The sequence below is a fragment of the Herbaspirillum sp. WTB6 genome, from assembly GCF_057457785.1.
In genome coordinates, this window is sequence record NZ_CP176522.1 from 569017 (window position 1) to 591101 (window position 22085).

Below are 22085 nucleotides of genomic sequence, written 5' to 3' on the forward strand. Positions count from 1 at the left end.
TCTCATTGCACCTCCCGTAGACAGGATAAGCAATACGCCAGGTGCTCTATATGATTTTGGACAAATACCGATTACAAGGACTAATTAGACTATTCGCTAGGTACTTGCACGCACGGCCTGCCGTGAGCGCTGTCTGCATCCTGAACACCAAAGGAGAATAGAAATGATTGCGCTACAACAAAAAGCCGGGCTGGCCGCAATGCTCGCGGTCTTTGCGATCAGCGGTGCACACAGCCAGGAAATTCAAGGGCAGGCCGGCAAGACTGGCGGCCTGTCCGCCATCCCCAGCTCGCTCGACGTTTCGCAAGCGCAACTGACCAATGCCGGCAAGCAAGACAAGGATTGGCTGCATACCAACGGTAACTACGCCCAGACCCGCTTCTATCCTGGGAATCAGATCAACACTGGCAACGTCCGCAACCTGCGTCCGGAATTCAGTTTCCAGACCGAGGTGCGCGAGTCGATGGAGACCGCGCCGATCGTGGTCGACGGCGTCATGTACCTGACCACCTCCTACAATCACGTCTACGCGATCGACGCCACGACCGGCAAGGAATTCTGGCATTACAAGCACCAGATGGGCCCCCTGACCACCTTTTGCTGCGGTCCGAACAATCGCGGCGTAGCGATTGAAGGCGGCCGGTTGTTCATGGGCACGCTGGACGCCAAGCTGGTGGCGCTGGATGCCAAGACCGGCAAGACGCTGTGGCAAACCGAAATCGCCGACCCGGAAAAAGGCTATAGCGAAACCATGGCGCCGACCGTCATCGACGGCAAGGTACTGATCGGCACCAATGGCGGTGAATACGGCATTCGCGGCTTCGTCAAGGCGTTCGATGCCAAGGACGGCAAGCTGCTGTGGACCTTCTACACGATCCCCGAAAAAGGCCAGGAAGGGGTCTGGGCCGAGACCGACGCCACCGGCCGCACGCTCCATCGCGACATCGCTGCCGAGAAGGCGCAACTGGCCAAGGACAGCTCCTTCTACCAGACCCTGGGTGGCGGCGTCTGGATGAATCCGGCGGTCGATCTCGCTACCCGCACCATTTTCTTCGTGGTCGGCAATCCTTCTCCCGACCTGTATGGCGCCGAGCGCCCGGGCGACAACCTGTACACCGACTCGCTGGTCGCGGTCGACCTCGACAGCGGCCAGTACAAATGGCACTCGCAGTACGTTCCGCACGACGTCTGGGACCTGGATGCCGTCAGCCCGCCGATCCTGGTCGACGTCAAAGACAAATCCGGCAAGATGATTCCGGGCGTGATCCACGGCGGCAAGACCGGTCATATCTACGTGCATGACCGCAAGGACGGCAAGCTGATCCGCTTCTCGGAAGCGATGATTCCGCAAGAGAACATGTGGGTGCTGCCGACCGCAACCGGGGCGCGCATGCTGCCGGGCGCCAACGGTGGCGTGGAATGGTCGCCGATGGCTGTCAACCAGAAGCTGCGCCTGGCCTATGCGCTGAATCTGCATCAGCCGATGACCTACCAGGTCGAGAAGGCAGCTTACCCCGGCGGCAAGCTGTGGCTCGGCGGCGCCTTCAAGGCGATTGAAGGCGAGCGGCAGTGGGGACGGGTGGCGGCAGTGAATGTCGATACCGGCAAGATCGCCTGGAAGTTCGATACTGAGCAGCCATTGATCGGCGGCGCCCTGGCGACGGCCGGCGACTTGTTGTTCTACGGCGAGGGCAACGGCCTGTTCCGCGCACTTGACGCGCGCAACGGCAAGCTGCTATGGGAATACCAGTGCGGCGCTGGCGCCAACGCCATGCCGGTTTCCTACACCGTCAAGGGACGCCAATACATCGCCATGGGCTGCGGCGGCAATACCCAGATCGACTTCAAACGCGGCAACACGATGGTGGTGTATGCGTTGCCGAAGAAATGACTCAAGAGACGTCACGAACATGCCGGGGCCATTCGCAAGGATAGCCCCGGCTCATCGGGAACGAGCGGCGGCCTCGGCTCTTGCCATGCGCTCGGGCTTGCAAACGTCCGAAACGCGGGAGGCAAGTTGCAATTCACTATTTTCCTGGCCTACGCGCTAGCCGGCATCTGCACGTGGGCGACGCTCACATCGGCCAGCGCCCAGGACATCGAAGCCGGACGCACCAAGGCGCAGGCCTGCGCGGCATGCCACGGCGCCGACGGCAATTCGTCATCGGGAAATTATCCCAATCTGGCCGGCCAGACCTGGCGCTACCTTTACGTCCAGTTGAAGGACTTCAAGGAGGGGCGCCGCAGCGATCCGGTCATGAGCCCGATGGCGGCGCCACTGAGCCGCCAGGACATGATCGACATCGCTAACTTCTTTGCCGCGCAAACGCTCAAGCCATCGGCCTTTAAGGTCGACGAGAGCAAGGTCAGGCTCGGCAAGGTCAAGGCGGATGAAGTCTTGTGCACGATGTGCCATCTGGGCGGCTTCTCGGGCCAGAACGAGATCCCGCGCGTCGCCGGCCAGCAGTATGAATACATCGTCAAGCAGATGAAGGACTTCCGGTCGCGCACCCGCACCAACGACGCCGGCAACATGACCAGCGTGACGAAAACCTTGACCGATGCCGATATCGAAAACCTGGCGCAGTACATCACCAGCTTGCGTTAAGGCCGCCAAATGGAACAGCGCTATACCCGCACGGCAATGTTTCTGCACTGGCTGATTGCCATTCTGCTGTTGGGTCAGTTTGCCTTTGGCTGGTTTCTGGACGACATTCCGCGCGGGGTTCCGGCGCGCAGCTACTACGTCAATCTGCACAAGAGCACCGGTATCCTGATCGCACTGCTGATCGTGTTTCGCATTCTGTGGCGGCTGACGCATCGACCGCCGCCGTTACCGGACGTCATGCCAAGCTGGCAGCGGCGCGCCGCAACCGCCAGTCACCGCCTGCTGTATGTGCTGATGCTGATGATGCCGCTGTCCGGTTACGTGGCCTCGAATTTCAGCAAGCATGGCGTGAATTTCTTCAACTCGGTCAAACTGGCGCCCTGGGGCAAGGACGACAAGCTGCTGTATGCGGTCTTTAACCAGACCCACAAGATTACCGCCTGGCTGCTGCTGTTCCTGGTGATTCTGCATGTGCTGGCCGCGCTCAAGCACTTGCTGGTGGATCGCGATCATATTTTTTCACGCATCTTGCCGCTTCATCCGGCCAGCCGGTGACGATGCGCAAGCGACTTGAAAGCCCAATGGACATGCCGACCATCCATCGAACACGCTTCAGATGCCTCGCCGCGGCGGGATTGCTGTCCTGGTCGGCCATTGCCTGCGCCGCTCCATTCGCCTACGTTCCCAACGAGGGGTCGGGCACGGTGTCGGTGATCGACACCGCCAGCGATCAGGTGGTGGCCGAGATCCCGGCCGGCAAAAAGCCGCGTGGACTGGCGGTCAGCGGCGACTGGCTGTACGTCAGCGACCAGCCAAACAACTGCCTGCAGATGATCGACCTGAAGCGACGCCAAGCGGGAGCCTGTATTGCGCTTGGCGAATCGCCGGAAGGCGTGTATGCGTCACCCGATGGGCGCTGGATTGCGGCGGCGATCGAGGAAAGCAACGATGTGGCGATCACCGATACCAGGACCAACCAGATCGCTTTCACGATCAAGGTGCACGGGCGCAACCCCGAGCACGCGGTATTCAGCCCGGATGGCAGCAAGCTGTTCGTCAGCGCCGAAGAAGGCGGCGCGGTCGACATTCTCGACTTCGCCACTCGCCGGCAGGTGGCGCAAGTGCCGGTCGGCGCGCGTCCGCGCGGCATCGGCTTCCTGCCCGATGGCAGCCGGGCCTATGTGGCGGCCGAGAACAGCAGCGAGGTGTACGTGATCGACACCGCGACCAACCAGTTGCTCGCACAGATCCACGCGGGTAAGCGCGCCAATGGGGTCACCGTCCATCCGGACGGCAGCCGCGTCTACGTTTCCAACGGCGGCGAGGGCAGCGTGTCGGTGATCGATACGACGGATAACCGGATCATCGCCACCATCCCGGTCGGGCAGCGGCCATGGAACATGGCAATTACGCCCGATGGCGCGAAGCTATACGTGGCGAACGGCCGCTCGAACAGCGTATCGGTGATCGACACCGTGCAGAACGTGAAAATAGGCGACATCCCCGTCGGCAAGCTGCCGTGGGGCGTGGTGATCAAGTAACCGCCAGCAGCAAGCGCGCCGCCTGTGCGCCGCTGGAGCGCACGATCGGTGCCGGGTCGCCATAAGGGAGGAGATCAAGCATGACTATCGTTTGCGACAGCTCATGCCGCGGCCGCCGCGCCGCGGCCATGCGCCGTGGCGGCTGCGTTATCTGCAGCATGGTGGCGGCCGGCATGGCGCTCGCCGTTTGGGTGCCGGCCAGCGCGCAGGTACCAGAGGCGGCGGGAGCGCCGGACACGGCAGCCATGAAGCCGGTGGTCGTCACCAGCACCCGCATCGGGACACCGCCCTTCGATACGCCGGCCTCGGTCGACCTGGTCAGCGGCGAGTCGATGCGTGACAGCCAGCCGCAGGTCAACCTGTCGGAAGGGCTGGCAAGCGTGCCGGGGCTGATGATCCAGAACCGGCAAAACTATGCCCAGGACCTGCAGGTTTCGATACGCGGCTTCGGCGCCCGCTCCGCCTTCGGAATTCGGGGCGTGCGACTGTACGTGGATGGCATCCCGGCCACCCTGCCGGATGGCCAGGGGCAAAGTTCGAACATCGACATCGCCTCGATCGGCCGGGTCGAAGTGCTGCGCGGACCGTTCTCCGCCCTGTACGGCAACTCGTCGGGCGGCGTGATCCAGGTCTTCACCGAAGAAGGCAGCGGGCCGCCCCTGGTGACTCCCAGCTTCACCCTGGGCAGCTATGACCTGCGTCGCTATGGATTGAAAGCCAGCGGCTCGACCGGCAATGGCGCCGGCGCCGTCGACTACCTGCTCAGCACCAGCCGTTTCACCACCGATGGCTACCGCGATCACAGCGCGGCCAGCAAGAACCTGGTGAACGGCCGGCTTGGCATCCAGCTCGACTCCGACAGCAAGCTGACGCTGGTGCTGAACAGCGTCGACCTCACGGCGCAGGACCCGCTGGGCCTGACCTTCGCCCAATTCCAGGCCGCCCCGCGCAGCGTCGCCGCGGTTGCGACCCAATTCAACACGCGCAAAGCGGTGCAGCAGTCCCAGGGCGGCGCGATCTACGAACGCCGCATCGATGCCGCCAACGATTTGCGCCTGATGGTGTACTACGGTCAGCGCGACACCGTGCAGTTCCAGGCGATACCAGCCGCGGCACAGGCCAATCCGCTGCAGGCCGGCGGCGTCATCGCGCTGGGCCGCGACTATGGCGGCATCGATGCGCGCTGGACGTCGCGCCTGACGCTGGCCGGCCGGCCGCTGACTCTGATCGGCGGCCTCGCCTACGACACGCTGACCGAACAGCGCCAGGGTTACGAAAATTTCATCGGCAGCGGCCCCGCCCAGCAATTGGGCGTGCAAGGCGCATTGCGCCGCGACGAGAGCAACCTGGCATGGAGCGCCGACCCCTATCTGCAGGCTTCCTGGCATCTGGCGGAGCGCTGGAACCTGGACGCCGGCGTGCGCTACAGCACGGTCCGCTTCTCTTCGGATGACCACTACATCGTGGGCGCCAATGGCAACGACAGCGGCGCCGTACGTTATCGCAAAGCCCTGCCGATGGCGGCACTGCGCTATCAGGCCCGGCCCGACCTGAATCTGTACGCGACCGTCGGCCGGGGTTTCGAAACGCCGACCTTGAATGAAATTTCCTACCGCCCCGATGGCCTGCCCGGCCTGAACTTCGGCTTGCAGCCGGCAGTCAATCTGAATTTCGAGCTTGGCGCCAAGGCACGTCTGGCCGGTAGCACGCTGAGCGCGGCGCTATTCCAGACCCGCACCGAAAATGAAATCGTCACCGCCAGCAGCTCGGGCGGCCGCACCACTTATCAGAATGCCGGCCGCACGCTGCGCAACGGACTGGAACTGGGCTGGGACGGCGAGCTGGGAGGCCATTGGCATTCCCAGTTGGCCTACACCTTGCTGGATGCCACTTACCGCGACAGCTTTTGCTCATCCGCATGCTCCCGCACCAATCCGCCGGTGGCCGCCGGCAACCGGATTCCCGGCATTCCCCGCCAGATGGCGTTCGCAGCGCTGGCTTGGGCGCCGCCGCAAGGCTGGCGTGCCGGCATCGAAGGCCGCTACCTGGGCAAGATTGCCGTCAATGACAGCAATGCCGATACGGCACCGGCATACTTCACAGCCTCGGCCCACGCCGGCTACCTGCTGCAATTCGAGCAATGGACGCTGAATGCCTACGCCCGCGCCGACAACCTGTTGGATCGCCAATACGCCGGCTCGGTGATCATCAACGACAGCAACGGCCGCTACTTCGAACCGGCCCCGGGGCGCAACTGGAGCGCGGGCCTCAGCGCTTCCTACCAGTTCTAACCACCCCACCCAAGTGGCAGCCTGAACGCAGGCGCTCGCGCAGCGTCCGGCATGCAGCCGGCCGATCGGCCACTGATGAGGCTAAAATCACGCTTTGCTTCGCGCTCGCCGTATTAGCCAATCAACCACAACACATTATTCGAGTGAAACAAGGTCTTTCAACACGGTTAGAACCCGCGCACACGCCGATGATGCAGCAATATTTGCGCATCAAGGCGGAGCATCCGACCACGCTGGTGTTTTACCGGATGGGAGATTTCTACGAACTCTTTTTCGACGACGCCGAAAAAGCCGCGCGCCTGCTCGGCATCACGCTGACCCAACGCGGCACGTCCAACGGCGCGCCGATCAAGATGGCCGGCGTCCCATTTCACTCGGTCGATCAGTATCTGGCAAGGCTGGTGAAGGCCGGCGAGGCGGTCGCGATCTGCGAACAGATCGGCGACCCGGCCACCAGCAAGGGCCCGGTCGAGCGCAAGGTGCTGCGCGTGATCACGCCCGGCACCCTGACCGATTCCAGCCTGCTGCCGGAAAAATCGGAGCGGCCGCTGCTGGCCCTGAATATCGTCCACGCCGGCGGCCGCAAGCAGGAACAAGCCGTGATCGGCCTGGCCTGGCTCTCGATGGCCAGCGGCGCATTGACCTTGATGGAATGCGCGGTCGATGCCAAATCGTGGGAAGCGCGCCTGAAACAGGAACTGGAGCGCATCGCGCCGGCCGAAGTACTGGCCGGAGCCGCCATCGAACAGAATATCGACGGCATGAAAGCGACCGTCGTTCCCGACTGGCATTTCGACGTTGCCGGCGGCGAAAAAGCCTTGCAGGAGCAGCTCGGCGTCTCCACCCTGGCCGGCTTTGGCGCCGCCCAATGCACCGCAGCGCTGGGCGCCGCCGGCGCGCTATTGCGCTATGCGCAAGCCACCCAGGGCAAGGAGTTGCGCCACGTGCGCAGCCTCGCGCTCGAATCGGAGCAGGATTTCATCGGCCTCGACGCCGCCACCCGGCGCAACCTGGAACTGACCGAAACCATCCGCGGCGAGGATGCCTCATCCGCCTCCCCGACCCTGTTTTCGCTGCTCGACCATTGCCGCACCGCGATGGGTGCGCGCCTGCTGCGCCATTGGCTGCATCACGCGCGGCGCGAACAGTCGGTGGCGCGCGCACGGCATGCGGCCATTGCGGTGCTGATCGGCTCCAATGCCACCACACCGTTGTCGAGCGCCCTGGCGGCGGTGCCCGATATCGAACGCATCACCACCCGCATCGCGCTCTTGTCGGCGCGCCCGCGCGACCTGGCGGGCCTGCGTGCCGGCTTGCAGCAATTGCCGCTCCTACTGCAGGAGTTGGCCACCAGCGAACCGGATACCGGCAGCACGCTGCTGCAATCGCTGCGGCAGGTTCTGGCGACGCCGCCGGCCTGCCTCGATCTGCTGCAGCGCGCGATCGCCGCCGAGCCGGCGGCGATGGTGCGCGACGGCGGCGTCATGGCGCCCGGCTTCGATGCCGAGCTGGACGAGCTGCGCGGGTTGTCGGAAAACGCCGGCCAGTTCCTGCTCGACCTGGAAGCGCGCGAACGCGCGCGCACCGGCATCGCCAATCTGCGGGTCGAATACAACAAGGTGCACGGCTTCTATATCGAGGTCACGCACGGTCAGACCGCCAAGGTGCCGGACGACTACCGCCGGCGCCAGACCCTAAAAAATGCCGAGCGCTACATCACGCCGGAACTGAAGGTGTTCGAGGACAAGGCGCTGTCGGCCCAGGAGCGAGCGCTGATGCGCGAAAAAATCCTGTACGAGCAACTGCTGCTCGACCTGGCGCCGCACATCGCCGGCCTGCAGCGCGTGGCGCAGGCGGTGGCCCAGCTCGACACCCTGGTGGCGCTGGCCGAACATGCCAAGCGGCACGACTGGTGCGCGCCGCAGCTGGTGGCCGAGCCGCTGCTGAAGATCGAGCAGGGCCGCCACCCGGTGGTGGAAAACCAGATCGAGCGCTTCATCGCCAACGACTGCGAATTCAATCCCGAGCGCCGGCTGCTGCTGATCACCGGCCCCAACATGGGCGGCAAATCGACCTACATGCGGCAGACCGCGCTGATCACGCTCTTGGCCTATGTCGGCAGCTACGTGCCGGCCGCCGCCGCCACCATCGGCCCGATCGACCGCATTTTTACCCGCATCGGCGCCGCCGACGACCTGGCCGGCGGCCGCTCGACCTTCATGGTGGAAATGACCGAGTCGGCGGCGATCCTGAATGGCGCCACCGAAAATTCGCTGGTGCTGATGGACGAGGTCGGACGCGGCACCTCGACCTTCGACGGCTTGGCGCTGGCGTGGGCGATCGCGCGCCACCTGATCGAGCATTCGCGCAGCATGACCCTGTTCGCCACCCATTACTTCGAGCTCACCCAACTGCCGCAGACCTGGCCGAGCGCCGCCAACGTCCACTTGTCGGCCCTCGAACACAAGGACCACATCGTCTTCCTGCATGCGGTGCAGCCGGGGCCTGCCTCGCAGAGCTATGGCCTGCAGGTGGCGCAACTGGCGGGCGTGCCGCCGGCGGTGATCCGGGCCGCGCGCAAGCATCTGGCGCTGCTGGAAGCGCAGTCGGTGGCGGCCGATGGCCAGTTCGACCTGTTTGCCGGCGGCGCGGCCGGCGCTGCCGAGCCCGAACCGCCGCCGCCAACGCCGGATGACTGGGCCCTGCGCACGGCATTGGACGAGCTCGACCCCGACGCGCTGTCGCCGCGCGCCGCGCTCGAGGAGTTGTACCGCCTGAAGCAATTGCATGAGGCGCTGCGTCAAGCATGAGGCGGCACCTGCTTCGCTCCGGCCTGCTGTGGCTGGCGCTGGTGGCGTGCGCGGCGCCGGCCGGCGCCGCCGATCTGGCATTCGGCGTGATCCGCCACTCCGACCGGGCGGCGCGCGACGAGGCGGTGCTGCGCGCGGCGATCGACCAGAGCGATGCCGACAATCTCGGCTTCGTGGTCGCCCTCGGCATCAAGTCCAGCGCCGCGCCATGCAGCGACGAGGTATATGGCGAGCGCAAGAGCTTGCTCGACAGCGCCAAGAACGGCCTGGTGGTAACGCTGGCCGCCAGCGACTGGACCGGGTGCAAAAACGACGCCGGCAAGTCGGTGGCACTGGAGCGCCTGGCGCGCCTGCGCGAGCTGTTTTTCAGCGAGGATTTCTCCCAGGGCGGAAGCCGGATTCCGCTGATCCGACAATCCACCACGCCGAAATTCGGCACCTATGTCGAGAACGCCCGTTGGGAATTCGATGGCCTCCTGTTTGCGACCATCGACCTGCCCGCCAACAACAACCACTACCTGAGCGCGGCCGGGCGCAACAGTGAATTCGAGGATCGGCAAGTTGCCAACCGCCACTGGCTGCAGCGGCTGTTCCTGCACGCCACCTACAAGAGGCTGCGCGGCATCGTGCTGTTTTGCGACGGCGATCCGCTGGCGCCGCCGCGCGCATCCGAGCTGCGCGGCCGCTACGACGGCTTTGCCGACATGCGGCAGCGGATCAACGCGCTCACCAGGAAATTCCCGGGCAAGGTGCTGGTGGTGCACGGCCCGGCCGGCATCCAGCGGACAGCACCGGCGCGCATCGCCTGGCGCGGCAACCTCGGTAGCGTGGCGGTCAATCCCGGCTGGCTGAAGATTTCCGCCCGCGAGGCCGATCCGATGCTGTTTGCCGTCGCCGGCGAAACGCCGCCCTGAAATCCGCGCAACCGCGGGCGGCCGCCAACTCAGGATCAAAAAATGGGGTATGGGGGAAAAACGACGATTCTCGCAGATATTGTCTGCGGAATCTAAAATGCTACCGCCAGTATGAAATGGAAAAATCCCTTGACGGCGTATCCGCGACGGGATTTTCAGATAATGCGAACGGGCGTCGGTCTAGTGCAGCGGATGACTGCGATAGTGGTCGCCGGCAGCCTCATCCTCATCCGGGTCATCGTGATGATGTCCGTGCGCGCCGTGCACGTGCCCGTGGGCAATCTCTTCGGCGCTCGCCGCGCGCACTTCGGCCACGTTCAGCGCGAAGCGCAAGGCCATGCCGGCCAGCGGATGATTGCCGTCCAGCACCACCTTGTCCTCGGCAATGTCGGTCACGGTGAATATCAGCATATCGTGTCCCTCGTCGTCGCCGTCGGGCGTACCCTCGAATTGCATGCCGACCTCCAGCGGTGACGGCAACCGGTTGCGCGGCTCGATCTTGACCAGCTCCGGATCGTATTCGCCAAAGGCATCCTCCGGCTCGACCTGCAGCATGGTCTGATAGCCTGTTTCCTGGCCGTCCAGCGCCTGTTCGATCTTCGGCAGGGTATTTTCGTAGCCGCCATGCAGATACACCATCGGCTCCTTGCTTTCTTCGATCAGATTGCCCTGGGCGTCGGACAATTTGTAGTGCACAGTCACGACTGTATTTTTGGCAATCTTCATGCCGGCTCCTTTCATTTGAATCTCGGGATTATACCCGTACGCCCCTCCACCAGCGGCGGCGGCATGGATGCATGCCTATAATGGCGGCATGAAAAATCCCGCTCCCCTCGGCTCTCTCCCCGCTGCGCATTTTCTGCGCGACTACTGGCACAAGAAACCGCTGCTGATTCGCCAGGCGTTCCCCGCCTTCTCCCCGCTGCTGACACGCGACGCCCTGTTTCAACTGGCGCAGCGGGACGACGTCGAGGCGCGGCTGGTGACGCATTTCAAGCGCCGCTGGCAAGTGGCCAACGGCCCGTTCGCGACGCTGCCCTCGCCCGCGCAAAAAAACTGGACGCTATTGCTGCAAGGGCTGAACCTGCACGATGACGCCGCCGATCGTCTGCTGCGCCAGTTCCGCTTCATCCCGGATGCCCGGCTGGATGACCTGATGGTCAGCTATGCCAGCGACGGCGGCGGCGTCGGGCCGCACTTCGATTCCTATGACGTATTCCTGCTGCAGGCGCAGGGACAGCGCCGCTGGCGCATCGGCGCCCAGAACGATTTGACGCTGGTCGAAGGAGCAGCCCTGAAGATCCTGAAAAATTTCGAACCCGAGCAAGAGTTCGTGCTGGACCCGGGCGACATGCTGTACCTGCCGCCGCACTACGCCCACGACGGCGTTGCGCTGGGCGAATGCATGACCTATTCGATCGGCTTTCGGGCGCCCTCGTTTCAGGAACTGGGCGAAGCCTTCCTGCAGTTCATGGCGGAGTCGATCGACCTGCCTGGACGCTACGCCGACCCCGACCTGGCCATAACCAGGCGGCCGGCCGAAATCAGCCGCACGATGCTGACCCGGGTCGCCACCGAACTGAACAAGGTGCGCTTCACGCCGGACGACATCGCGATCTTCCTGGGCCAATACCTGTCCGAGCCGAAGGCCAGCATATTTTTCGACCCGCCGGCGCCCGCCCTGAGCCCGGCGCGCTTCCTGCAAGCCGCCGCCAAGCGCGGCGTGCGGCTGGCGCGCAAGACACAGATGCTGCACACCGGCAGACACCTGTTCATCAACGGCGAATCGTTCGACATGCGGCGCGCCGACAAGGTCACGCTGTGCCAGCTCGCCGATTTGCGCGAACTGGACGGCGCCACCGTGACTGCCGCATCAGATGACGTCAAGCAGGCGCTGCACGTCTGGTATCGGGACGGCTGGCTGGCATTGTCTTGAACATGCGCGCCGTGGCAGCGCGTTTGCTGCATTGCAAAAATCCGGCTGCGCGTCTCTCACTTGCCCCCTGCGCCGGCATGCGAAAAAGCGCCTCAGAAGGCGGAGCTGTCCGCCGCAGTCCTGATTGATACACGTCGTTGAACTCGCTTACATCCGCTTACCAAAAAGAAAATTCTTTGCTACTTGACAAACGGAATTCGGCTATAATCATCGGCTGGAAAGTTTTCGTTTTATCGCATTGCCGCATCATTGAACAATCACGACGAAAACGTTCTGGGAGCGATAATTACCGGTAGTTATTGATCGCAAATTTGAAACATCATTAAGGAAGATTCATGAAAAAGACACTATTGATCGCAGCTCTGCTGGCCGTTGCACTCTCCGCCTGCAGCAAGAAAGAAGAAGCTCCCGCAGCTGCGCCTGCCGCAGAAGCACCTGCCGCAGCTCCGGCTCCTGCTGCTCCTGCCGAAGCAACCCCGCCGGCCGCTCCTGCTGCTGACGCTGCCGCTCCGGCCGCTCCTGCTGCTGACGCCGCTGCTCCGGCCGCTCCTGCTGCTGACGCCGCCGCTGCTGCACCTGCCGCATCCAAGTAAGCGCCGTAAGTACCAGGCACGCAAAAAAGCCGACCCGCGGGTCGGCTTTTTAATGTTGCCGCCACCTCTTGCCGGTGGTACCTCCAGTCGCCGGTAAAATCAGTTTCCGTTCCTCGCTCCGCCCGTAGCCGCCTCAAGCCATCTCGATCCAGCCAAACCCCTCCTGCTGGCAGGCGATTCGTATATTGCCGTCCGTCGCATACGTGCCCAAGCCGCGCGACAGGGCGGCGCGCGCCAGTTGCGGCAGGTTGTTGCGCTGACTCAGGTGGGCGCCGATCACGGTCTTCAGGCGCGACTGATCCAGAGCCGCCAATATTTCAGCGCTGGTATCGTTGGACAAGTGGCCGTAAGCACCGCCAATGCGCTGCTTGAGCGATGGCGGGTAGGTGGAGTCGGCCAGCATCTGGCGATCGTGATTGCATTCCAGCAGCAGTGCGTCGCACGCGGCCAGCGCCGCCAGCAGATGCGATGTCGACTGCCCGGCATCGGTCAGCACCCCCAGTTTGTGACGGCCATCACTGGCAACATACTGTACCGGCTCGCGCGCATCGTGCGGCACGGTATACGGGGTAAGTTCGAGGTCGCCCAGCGCCAGGCGCTCGCCATCACGGCAAAAATGCAGGTCAACGCCATGGCAATCGCGCTGCACCGCTGACCAGGTGCCGTAGGTCAGCCATACCGGAATCCGGTGGCGGCGCGCAAACTTGAAGACGCCACCGACGTGATCCTGATGTTCGTGGGTGACGACGATGGCGGTGAGTTCGCCCGGCCCCACATCCAGCCGGGCCAGTCGGCGCTCGGTCTCGCGAATCGCGAAACCGCAGTCCAGCATGACGGTGCTGCGGGTGGTGCCGGATGCACCGCGGATCAGGAGCGCATTGCCCTCGCTTCCGCTACCCAGGCTGGCAAACTTCAAGGTGGTCATGCGGCACGGCAGGCGTGCCCCTCCCGCATGCGTTATTTCAACTGGTCATTCAGCAACGCCAGGATCTTGTCGGCGATCGCCGATTTCTCCGGTTGCCCCTGGTCGTTCAGGACCACGATCCGACTCACGGCATTCGTGTCGCGTACCGAGATCCGGTAGCGCAGCGCCGATTTTTCCTTGTCCTTGTCGGAACCGAACGAGAACCAGCGCGCCAGAATCCCCTTGTCGTTCTTCTTGTCCTTGGCGTCCTGGCCTTGGTCGACGTAGCGCACAAAATACAGGCCCTGGCTGCGGTCACGATCGACCACGGTGAAGCCGACTCGATCCAGCGCCAGCCCGACCCGGCGCCAGGCGCGGTCGAAACTTTCATCGACGTCGATGTAGCCGCCGTTGCTGTCCTTGACCAGCTTGGCGCGTGCCTTCTGCACCGGCGCATTGGCTACCATCGCCTGCGCGCGGCTGTTCTCGGCGCCCAGGCGCACCATCAGTCGGCCGAGAAACTCGGCTTCCAGTTCCGGATCAGGTGCGCGCGGGGTCCACACGGTGGTGTCCTTTTGCTGCCCGACCAGCACCTCCTCGGCGCCGCGATGGCTGATATAGATTTCGGTGGTGCCGTCGGGACCGCGCTCCAGCCGGGTGCGGAATTTATCGCGCTCGCCGGTCGAATACAGCGAATCGAGCGCCTTGCCGAGCGTGCTGCGGATCAGGTCAAGCGGAATCTTGGCGCGGTTTTCGGCCCAGTCGGTTTCCATCACACCGGACTGCGGCGAATCGAGACTGATCAGAAAGCCGGAATCCTGCCAGAAGTCCTTGATTTCGGGCCACAGCGCTTCCGGCGTCTGCTTCACCACCAGCCAGCGTTGCGTACCATCGCGCTCGATCCGCATGTCGGGCGTCGCCTTGGGCGCCACCACGGCCGTGCTGCTGGTCTTGCTACCCTGTTGCAGATTAAAGCCGGAGGCAGTCGCGGTGCCGCGGTTCGCCTCCGGAATCGCGTAGCGGTTTTCCCGCTGCAGTTGCGTCAGGTCAGGCGGAATTTCCAGCGTCGGCGCCTTGCCGGCACTCTTGTAGTCGACCCGTCCCGGCTCCATCAGGGAGTTCAATGAATTGCAGCCAGCCAGTCCGGCCAATGCAAGCGCACAAAATATTCCACGATAGGTGATGCCGCTTTGAGCCATATGAAAGGTCTTCCGGGTAATCATGTTGTTGCTGAATGGATAAACGCGGACGGCAGGCGCCACCCTGCCCGAGCGGGGCTTATTGTAATACACCCGACTCGCGCAAGGCCGCGCGCACGGTCTCGTGGTATTCGGCAGCCAGCGGCACCAGCGGCAGGCGGATACCGGAAGCGATGCGCCCCATTTCCGTCAGCGCCCACTTCACCGGCAACGGATTGGGTTCGACGAACAGTTTGGTATGCAACGGCAGCATGCGGTTATTGACGGCGATCGCTTCGGCGACGTTGCCGCTCATGGCCGCCATGCACAACGCGTGCATCGCGCGCGGCGCGACGTTGGCGGTCACCGAGATATTGCCACGCGCACCACACAGCATCAGCGCCATCGCCGTCACGTCGTCGCCGGAATAGACGGCGAACGACGACGGAATGCGCCGCAGCAAGTCGGTACCGCGGCCGAGATTGCCAGTCGCGTCCTTGACGCCGGCGATGCCGGGCAACTGCGCCAGCCGCAGGATGGTTTCGTTGCTCATGTCGGCCACGGTACGGCCCGGAACGTTGTACAGGATGACCGGCAGATCGACCGCTTCGGCGATCTTCTTGAAATGCTGGTACATCCCTTCCTGGGTTGGCCGGTTGTAGTACGGCACCACCTGCAGCGAAGCGTCGGCGCCGACTTTCTTCGCATAGTGGGTCAGTTCAATCGCTTCCGCAGTGGAATTGCCACCGGTGCCGGCGATCACCGGAATCCGCCCGTCCGTATGTTCAACCGCGACCTTGATCAATTCGCAGTGCTCATCCACGCTGACGGTCGGCGATTCGCCGGTGGTGCCAACGATGACGATGCCATCCGTACCTTCGGCGATATGCCAGTCGATCAGTTGGCGCAAGCCGGGATAATCGATGCTGCCGTCTGGATGCATCGGGGTGACGATTGCAACTATGCTGCCCTGAATCATGATGATGGCGCGAAGAATATAAAGGATTGATTGTAGCGGATCGCCCGTACCCGTGGCGCAACTCGAGTCGAATTTGGGCTCAAATCGGCAACAGTACCGGTGCCGGATCGGCGCCAAGCGGCCGCATGGCGCAGATGCGCTGCACCAGTGCTGGCTTCGGATGCGCCACCTGCCCTTGTTCAAACGCCAGCACGCGCAAAGTTGCGGGGCGAGCCGAACGAGCCACTTCCAGCAATTCGTCCGGCCTCAGCAAAAAGGCGGGATTCGACGGTTTGCCGAAGCGCTCGTTGCCCTGAGCGAAAGTCTCGTAAATCAGGACGCCGCCCGGCATCAGGCTGGCCGTCAACGCGGCCAGCAGGGGCCGGTGCAGGTAGTTGGCAACCACGACGCCGGCGAAGCGCGCCGGCTGCAGCGGCCAGTCCGGACCATCCACGGCTGTACCCTCCAGATCCAGTTGCTGGGTGCGGATGCCGCCGCCTTCCAGCGCCGCCAGCGCCGCGCCGTCGCGGTCCACCGCCAGCACAGGGTGTCCGAGCGCCGCCAGCAGACGCGCGTGACGGCCGCGGCCGCAGGCGAGATCCAGCACCTCACCGGCCGGAATCAGGCCGGCGAAACGCGCCACCCACGGCGACGGCGCATCGGCAGTGTGCAGCTCAGTCATGTGGAAAGGCCGGATCAGGCATAGCCCAGTCCCATCGCCTCGCGTACGTCGCGCATGGTTTCCTGCGCCAGCTTGCGCGCGTGGTCGCCGCCGTCGGCCACAATCGCCCGCACCAGCGACGGATCGTCCAGATATTGCTGGGCGCGCTCGTGCATCGGCTCCTGCTCCTTGATAATGGCGTCGATCACCGGCTGCTTGCACTCAAGGCAGCCGATGCCGGCGCTGGTACAGCCCTTCCACACCCAATCCTGGGTCGCCTGGTCCGAATACACCTTGTGGAATTGCCATACCGGGCACTTCTCCGGATTGCCCGGATCGGAGCGGCGCACCCGCGCCGGATCGGTCTGCATGGTGCGGATTTTCTTCGTGACCGATTCCTTGTCTTCGCGCAGCGCAATCGCATTGCCGTAACTTTTCGACATCTTGCGCCCATCCAGCCCCGGCAGGCGCGAGGCTTCGGTCAACAGCGCTTGCGGCTCGGACAGGATCAGCTTGCGGCTGCCTTCCAGATAGCCGAACAGGCGTTCGCGGTCGATCATCGACAGGTTCTGCGCATCATCCAGCATCGCCTTGGCCTGTTCCAGTGCATCTTCCTTGCCCTGCTCCTGGTATTCGGTACGCAGTTCCTTGTATAGCTTGCCGCGCTTGCTGCCGAGTTTCTTGATGGCGGCGTTGGCCTTTTCCTCGAAATCCTTTTCCTTGCCGTACAGGTGATTGAAGCGGCGCGCGATCTCGCGCATCATTTCGATGTGCGGAATCTGGTCGTCGCCGACCGGCACATGGCTGGCGCGGTACAACAGCACGTCGGCCGCCATCAGCAGCGGATAGCCGAGAAAGCCGTAGGTGGTCAGGTCCTTGTGCGCCAGGTTCTCGATCTGGTCCTTGTAGGTCGGCACCCGTTCCAGCCAGCCTAGCGGCGTGCCCATCGACAGCAGCAGGTGCAGCTCGGCGTGCTCCAGCACGCGCGACTGCACGAACAGCGTCGCCTGCGACGGATCGACACCGGCCGCCAGCCAGTCGATCAGCATGTCCCAGGTGCTGTTTTCGATCTGCGTCGGATCGTCATACTGCGTGGTCAGCGCATGCCAGTCGGCGACGAAGAACAGGCAGGGCAACTCGGATTGCAGCTTGACCCAGTTCTTCAGGGCGCCGTGATAATGGCCGAGGTGCAGCGCGCCGGTGGGACGCATGCCGGAAACAACGCGATCAGGATACATAGTGATGAATTAGGTCAGTAGGAATTTCAGGGGAAAGATCAGCACCTGCAGCAGGCCGTTGGCCACCATCATCACCGGCAGCATCCAGTAGCCCAGGACCTTCAGGAACATCAGGGCGATGATGATGACAAACCCGTATGGCTCCAGTTGGGCGAACTTGTAGGCGTAGCGGTGCGGGAGGATGCCGGTCAGGATGCGGCCGCCATCCAGCGGCGGGATCGGGAACAGGTTGAAGGCGAAGATCACCAGGTTGGTCAAGACGCCGGCCTGCGCCATCCGCATGAAAAACGCTTCGTCGAAGTTCAGCGCGGCCAGCAGCAGCCCGAGCGTCATCCACATCAGCGCCATCACCAGGTTGGCGGCGGGGCCGGCCAAGGCCACCCAGGCCATCTGCTTCTTCGGGTTGCGCAGCTTGCCAAACTCGACCGGCACCGGCTTGGCATAGCCGAACAGGAACGGACTGCCGACGAAATACAGCACGATTGGAATCAGCAAGGTGCCGACCGGGTCGATGTGGCGGATCGGATTCAGGCTCATGCGCCCCTGCAGGTAGGCGGTGGAGTCGCCGAAATACTTGGCCGCGTAGGCATGCGCCGCTTCGTGCAGCGTAATCGCGAACAGGATCGGCAAGGCGTAAACCGCAAAGGTCTGGATCAGATCATTCATGCATGGATTTTATCAGAGGGGGAAATCGTGCCGAATGACAACAGCGACAAGCGTGGCAGCCGAGAATCCTGCCGGCACTCCGGAAATATTTAAATTTATCGGAGTATAGGCAAAAACAGTGCTGTTTTCGCCCAGTTTGCTTGCGAATCCAAAAATACCGGCAATAGTATATAAATGATCCAATCACAGGCCGAACAACGCCGGATCGCCGCGTCCGCGCCGGACCAGTTGCGGCTCGGGTCCGGTCAGATCGATCACCGTGGTCGGCTGCAAGCCGCAGGCGCCACTGTCGATCACCAGCTCGATCTGCTTGCCGAGCCGTTCGCGCACTTCGTCGGGATCGGTCAGTGCGTCCTCCTCGCCCGGCAGGATCAGGGTGGTGCCGAGCAGCGGCTGCGCCAGTTCTTCCAGCAACGCCCGTGCCACCTTGTGCTGCGGCACGCGCAGGCCGATGGTCTTGCGCGACGGATGGGAGAGGCGGCGCGGCACTTCCCGGGTTGCTTCCAGAATGATGGTGTAGGTGCCGGGCGTGGCCGCTTTCAGCAGACGGTACTGGCGGTTATCGATCTGCGCATACTGCGCCACCTCGGACAGGTCGCGGCACAGCAGCGTCATGTGATGGCGTTCGTCGACGTCGCGAATCCGCCGCAGGCGCTCGACCGCCTCCTTGTTATCCAGTTGGCACACCAGCGCATAGCAGGAGTCGGTCGGCAGCGCTACGATGCCGCCGGCGTTGATGATCTGCACCGCCTGCTTCAGCAGCCGCACTTGCGGATTCTCGGGGTGGATCTGAAAGAACTGGCTCATGAATGCCAATGCCAGCCCTCAGGCTGGCACCGTGAAGTAGTGATCGGGAGCCGAAAGAATAACTTATTTGCCAGCCTGCAGCGCCGCAATCCGCGCTTCAATCGGCGGGTGGGTCGAAAACAGGCCCATGATGCCCGGTTTGTCCTGGATTCCGAGGGTGGCGATCCGTTCCGGCAAACCGTGGCTCTCGATGCCGCCCAGCCGCGCCAGCGCATTGACCATCGGCCGCGGCGAACCGAGCAGCGTGGCCGAACCGGCGTCGGCGCGGAACTCGCGGTGGCGCGAAAACCAGGCGACGATAATCGAGGCGCCGATACCGAACACGATTTGCGACACAATCACCGCCACCGTGTAGCCGATGCCGGGGCTGTCGTTGTCGCCCTTCGACAGCGCGCGATCGACCGCGTAGCCGACCACGCGCGACAGGAACACCACGAAGGTATTCACCACGCCCTGGATCAGGGTCATGGTCACCATGTCGCCATTGGCGACGTGGGCGATTTCATGGCCGAGCACCGCCTCCACTTCCTCCTTGGTCATGCTTTCCAGCAGGCCGGTCGACACCGCGACCAGCGCCGAATTCTTGAACGCGCCGGTGGCGAACGCGTTCGGTTCGCCGTCGTACACCGCCACTTCCGGCATCGCGATGCCGGCGCGCTGCGCCAGCTTGGCGACGGTATCGACCAGCCACAATTCGGTGCTGGAGGACGGGGCATCGATCACGCGTGCACCGGTCGACCACTTGGCCATCGGCTTCGAGATCAGCAGCGAAAAGATCGAACCGGTGAAACCGACCACCAGCGAAAACACCAGCAGCATCGGCAGGTTCAAGCCTGTTCCAGTCAGAAAGCGGTTGACGCCCAGCAGCGACAGCACCACGGTCATGACGGCCAGCACGGCGATATTGGTCGCGAGGAACAGGAAAATTCGTTTCATTCAGAAGGCTCCGGTTGAGAAGTGATCTGTAAATAAGATTGATTGCGGAAAAATCAAGGGAACGCCGTTCGATGCGCCGGCGCAATGACGCCGAATCAGAGGCGCCAATTGTGCCAGACCGGCGTCACGCTGTCAGGCAGCGGTGGCAACTGGCCGAGTTCCACGCGCGATTCGCCGGGGCCATGAAAATCCGAGCCGCGCGACGCCAGGAAGCCATAGCGGTTGGCCAGTTTGGCATACACCTCGTACTGGTCCGGAGTATGGCTGCCGGTCACGACTTCGATCGCGGTCCCACCCAGTTGCTTGAATTCGTCGAACAGTGCGCCTTCGGCCAGATCGCTGAAATGGTAACGGCCGGGATGGGCGATGATGGCAATCCCGCCGGCGCCGCGAATCCAGCCCACCGCGTCAGGCAGGCTGGCCCAGCGATGCTCGACGTAGCCCGGCTTGCCTTCGCTCAGGTAGCGGCGAAACACGTCGGGGATATTGCCGCAGATGCCGCGCTCGACGATGTAGCGTGCAAAATGGGTGCGCGACATCAGCAAGGGATTGCCGACGTATTTGAGGGCGCCTTCGAAGGCATCCGGAATGCCGGCCGCCGCCAGTTGGCGCGCCATTTCGCGTCCACGCTGCTCACGCCCGGATCGGGTTGCAGTCAGGCCTTGCACCAGCGCAGCATTGGTTTCATCGAACTGCAAACCGATGACGTGCACCGTTTCACCGCCCCAGGTGACCGAAATCTCGACCCCGGTCACGTATTGCATGCCGCACTCTCGGGCCGCCGCGCGCGCGGCGGCAATGCCACTCACTTCGTCATGATCGGTCAGGGCCCAGATATCGACACCGTTGGCCCGCGCCCGCGCCGCCACCGCCGCCGGCGACAGGACACCGTCGGAAATGTTGGAGTGGCAATGCAGGTCGAAATTCAGCATGGTATCCGGCGCAGGGAAACACGCGATCTAAAAGATTCATTGTACGCTGACGGGACCCGCTATGCTGCAGTCGCACAAATGTTAATCGCCGTCTGCTTCCGCCAGGAACTGCTCCACCAGCGCCGCCAGCCGCTCCGGCTGATCATGGTGCAGCATGTGGCCAGCACCCTCGATCACTTCGGTGCGAACGCGCCGGATATGCGCGATACGGCGGTCGATTTCGGCCCGCGCCTGCTCCTTCGGTCCCAGCCAGCGCCAGGCATCGGTATCGGCCGCCTCCACCCAGAGCACTGGCGCCGTGATCCGTTGCCAGCACGCCAGCACTTCATCCACTTGATATTGCAGCGGTCCGCTGTTTTTATGCACCGGATCGCCCAGGATTTGCCACTCGCCGGCGCTGTTGGGCCGGGCCCAGTGCGCGGACAGGAAAGCGGCGCGTTCATCCGACAGGCGCGGATTGGTTTTTTGCAGGCGACGCGCGACCTCGGCCTGCGAGCCATAGCCGCGCATACTCGGTGTCTGCCGCAACTCGGCGAGCCAGTTGGCATAGCGCTGCGGCGCCTGCTGCGGCGTGGTCGCCGGCAGGCCGAATCCTTCCAGGTTGGTCAGCTTGCGCACTCGTTCCGGCCGGATGCCGGCATACAGGCCGACCACGTTGCCGCCCATGCTGTGGCCCAGCAAGTTGACCGCCTCATCCGGCGCATAATGCTCCAGGATCGCGTCCAGGTCGCCCAGGTAATCCGGAAACCAGTAATTGTCGGCGCCGGAATTGTCGGACAGGCCGAAGCCGCGCCAATCGGGGGCGATCACATGCCAATCGCCGGTCAGGCAATCCACCATGAACTGGAACGAGGCCGACACATCCATCCAGCCATGCACCATGAACAGTTTGGGCGCCGTCGCCGAGCCCCAGTGGCGAATGTGGTACCGCAGGCCACGCAGCGTGATAAATTCGGAACGAGAAAGTTTCATAATCAAGGGAAATAACCGATTGCGGCCCTGCGGCCGGCCTGACAACAATCGGATGGTTGTGGGTTTGGACGCGGCCCACGACGATGCCCATTGCCGCGCCAGATGAATCGAGATGCAATAGAACGGTCGTTCGATAATTA

At 63.3% G+C, this 22085-nt stretch carries 20 protein-coding genes; 9 read left to right on the plus strand and 11 right to left on the minus strand.

The annotated features are described in order from the left end of the window. Positions 1-163: 163 nt before the first annotated feature. The 7 genes from ACK2VC_RS02630 (at position 164) to ACK2VC_RS02660 (ending at position 10164) form a co-directional block, all read left to right on the plus strand. Entirely contained in the window at positions 164-1891 is a 1728-nt protein-coding gene (locus tag ACK2VC_RS02630) for an outer membrane protein assembly factor BamB family protein (protein ID WP_486732038.1), read from the plus strand. Between the two features lie 126 nt (positions 1892-2017). Further along, positions 2018-2608 carry a c-type cytochrome gene (locus ACK2VC_RS02635; RefSeq protein ID WP_486732039.1) on the plus strand — a complete coding sequence of 197 codons (591 nt, stop codon included), beginning with the start codon at positions 2018-2020 and terminating at the stop codon, positions 2606-2608. Between the two features lie 9 nt (positions 2609-2617). Beyond that, positions 2618-3163, plus strand: coding sequence for a cytochrome b (locus ACK2VC_RS02640; protein ID WP_486732040.1), 546 nt, complete (start codon positions 2618-2620; stop codon positions 3161-3163). 26 nt (positions 3164-3189) lie between these two features. Next, on the plus strand, positions 3190-4149 hold the full coding sequence (locus tag ACK2VC_RS02645; RefSeq protein ID WP_486732041.1) for a beta-propeller fold lactonase family protein: 960 nt from the start codon (positions 3190-3192) through the stop codon (positions 4147-4149). Between the two features lie 158 nt (positions 4150-4307). After that, the gene (locus tag ACK2VC_RS02650; protein ID WP_486733152.1) at positions 4308-6440 is read left to right on the plus strand and encodes a TonB-dependent receptor domain-containing protein; all 2133 of its coding nucleotides are present in this window, start codon (positions 4308-4310) and stop codon (positions 6438-6440) included. Positions 6441-6628: 188 nt separating this feature from the next. Continuing rightward, complete coding sequence (mutS, locus tag ACK2VC_RS02655) at positions 6629-9250, plus strand: DNA mismatch repair protein MutS (protein ID WP_486732042.1); 2622 nt, start codon at positions 6629-6631, stop codon at positions 9248-9250. Further along, entirely contained in the window at positions 9247-10164 is a 918-nt protein-coding gene (locus tag ACK2VC_RS02660; protein WP_486732043.1) for a hypothetical protein, read from the plus strand. The genes mutS and ACK2VC_RS02660 overlap by 4 nt, the downstream gene beginning before the upstream one ends. A 180-nt stretch (positions 10165-10344) precedes the next feature. Here the strand turns inward: ACK2VC_RS02660 and ACK2VC_RS02665 are convergent, their stop codons facing one another. Continuing rightward, entirely contained in the window at positions 10345-10890 is a 546-nt protein-coding gene (locus tag ACK2VC_RS02665) for an FKBP-type peptidyl-prolyl cis-trans isomerase (protein ID WP_486732044.1), read from the minus strand. 88 nt (positions 10891-10978) lie between these two features. Between ACK2VC_RS02665 and ACK2VC_RS02670 the strand changes: the two genes are divergently transcribed. Continuing rightward, positions 10979-12100, plus strand: a complete 1122-nt coding sequence (locus ACK2VC_RS02670) for a JmjC domain-containing protein (protein WP_486732045.1) — start codon at positions 10979-10981, stop codon at positions 12098-12100. A gap of 372 nt (positions 12101-12472) precedes the next feature. After that, complete coding sequence (locus ACK2VC_RS02675) at positions 12473-12790, plus strand: hypothetical protein (protein ID WP_486732046.1); 318 nt, start codon at positions 12473-12475, stop codon at positions 12788-12790. Positions 12791-12826: 36 nt separating this feature from the next. Here the strand turns inward: ACK2VC_RS02675 and ACK2VC_RS02680 are convergent, their stop codons facing one another. The 10 genes from ACK2VC_RS02680 to ACK2VC_RS02725 all read right to left on the minus strand — a co-directional run bounded on the left by ACK2VC_RS02680 (position 12827) and on the right by ACK2VC_RS02725 (position 21945). Next, positions 12827-13609 (minus strand): MBL fold metallo-hydrolase, encoded by a 783-nt coding sequence (locus ACK2VC_RS02680; protein ID WP_486733153.1) that lies wholly within the window; start codon positions 13607-13609, stop codon positions 12827-12829. Positions 13610-13650: 41 nt separating this feature from the next. After that, positions 13651-14820 carry an NlpB/DapX family lipoprotein gene (gene bamC / locus ACK2VC_RS02685; protein WP_486732047.1) on the minus strand — a complete coding sequence of 390 codons (1170 nt, stop codon included), beginning with the start codon at positions 14818-14820 and terminating at the stop codon, positions 13651-13653. Positions 14821-14875: 55 nt separating this feature from the next. Then, on the minus strand, positions 14876-15754 hold the full coding sequence (gene dapA / locus ACK2VC_RS02690; protein ID WP_486732048.1) for a 4-hydroxy-tetrahydrodipicolinate synthase: 879 nt from the start codon (positions 15752-15754) through the stop codon (positions 14876-14878). 79 nt (positions 15755-15833) lie between these two features. Further along, entirely contained in the window at positions 15834-16415 is a 582-nt protein-coding gene (locus ACK2VC_RS02695) for a class I SAM-dependent methyltransferase (protein WP_486732049.1), read from the minus strand. 14 nt (positions 16416-16429) lie between these two features. Beyond that, positions 16430-17632: a tryptophan--tRNA ligase gene (locus ACK2VC_RS02700; protein WP_486732050.1), complete on the minus strand. Its 1203-nt coding sequence runs from the start codon at positions 17630-17632 to the stop codon at positions 16430-16432. 9 nt (positions 17633-17641) lie between these two features. Next, positions 17642-18298, minus strand: coding sequence for a site-2 protease family protein (locus tag ACK2VC_RS02705; protein ID WP_486732051.1), 657 nt, complete (start codon positions 18296-18298; stop codon positions 17642-17644). Positions 18299-18481: 183 nt separating this feature from the next. Continuing rightward, the gene (locus ACK2VC_RS02710) at positions 18482-19105 is read right to left on the minus strand and encodes an L-threonylcarbamoyladenylate synthase (protein ID WP_486732052.1); all 624 of its coding nucleotides are present in this window, start codon (positions 19103-19105) and stop codon (positions 18482-18484) included. A 63-nt stretch (positions 19106-19168) separates the two neighbouring features. Then, entirely contained in the window at positions 19169-20041 is an 873-nt protein-coding gene (gene htpX / locus ACK2VC_RS02715) for a protease HtpX (RefSeq protein ID WP_486732053.1), read from the minus strand. A gap of 95 nt (positions 20042-20136) precedes the next feature. After that, positions 20137-20973 carry a 3',5'-nucleoside bisphosphate phosphatase gene (locus ACK2VC_RS02720; protein ID WP_486732054.1) on the minus strand — a complete coding sequence of 279 codons (837 nt, stop codon included), beginning with the start codon at positions 20971-20973 and terminating at the stop codon, positions 20137-20139. Between the two features lie 81 nt (positions 20974-21054). Beyond that, a complete protein-coding gene (locus tag ACK2VC_RS02725) occupies positions 21055-21945 on the minus strand; it encodes an alpha/beta fold hydrolase (protein ID WP_486732055.1) in 891 nt (296 codons plus the stop codon). Between the last annotated feature and the right edge of the window lie 140 nt (positions 21946-22085).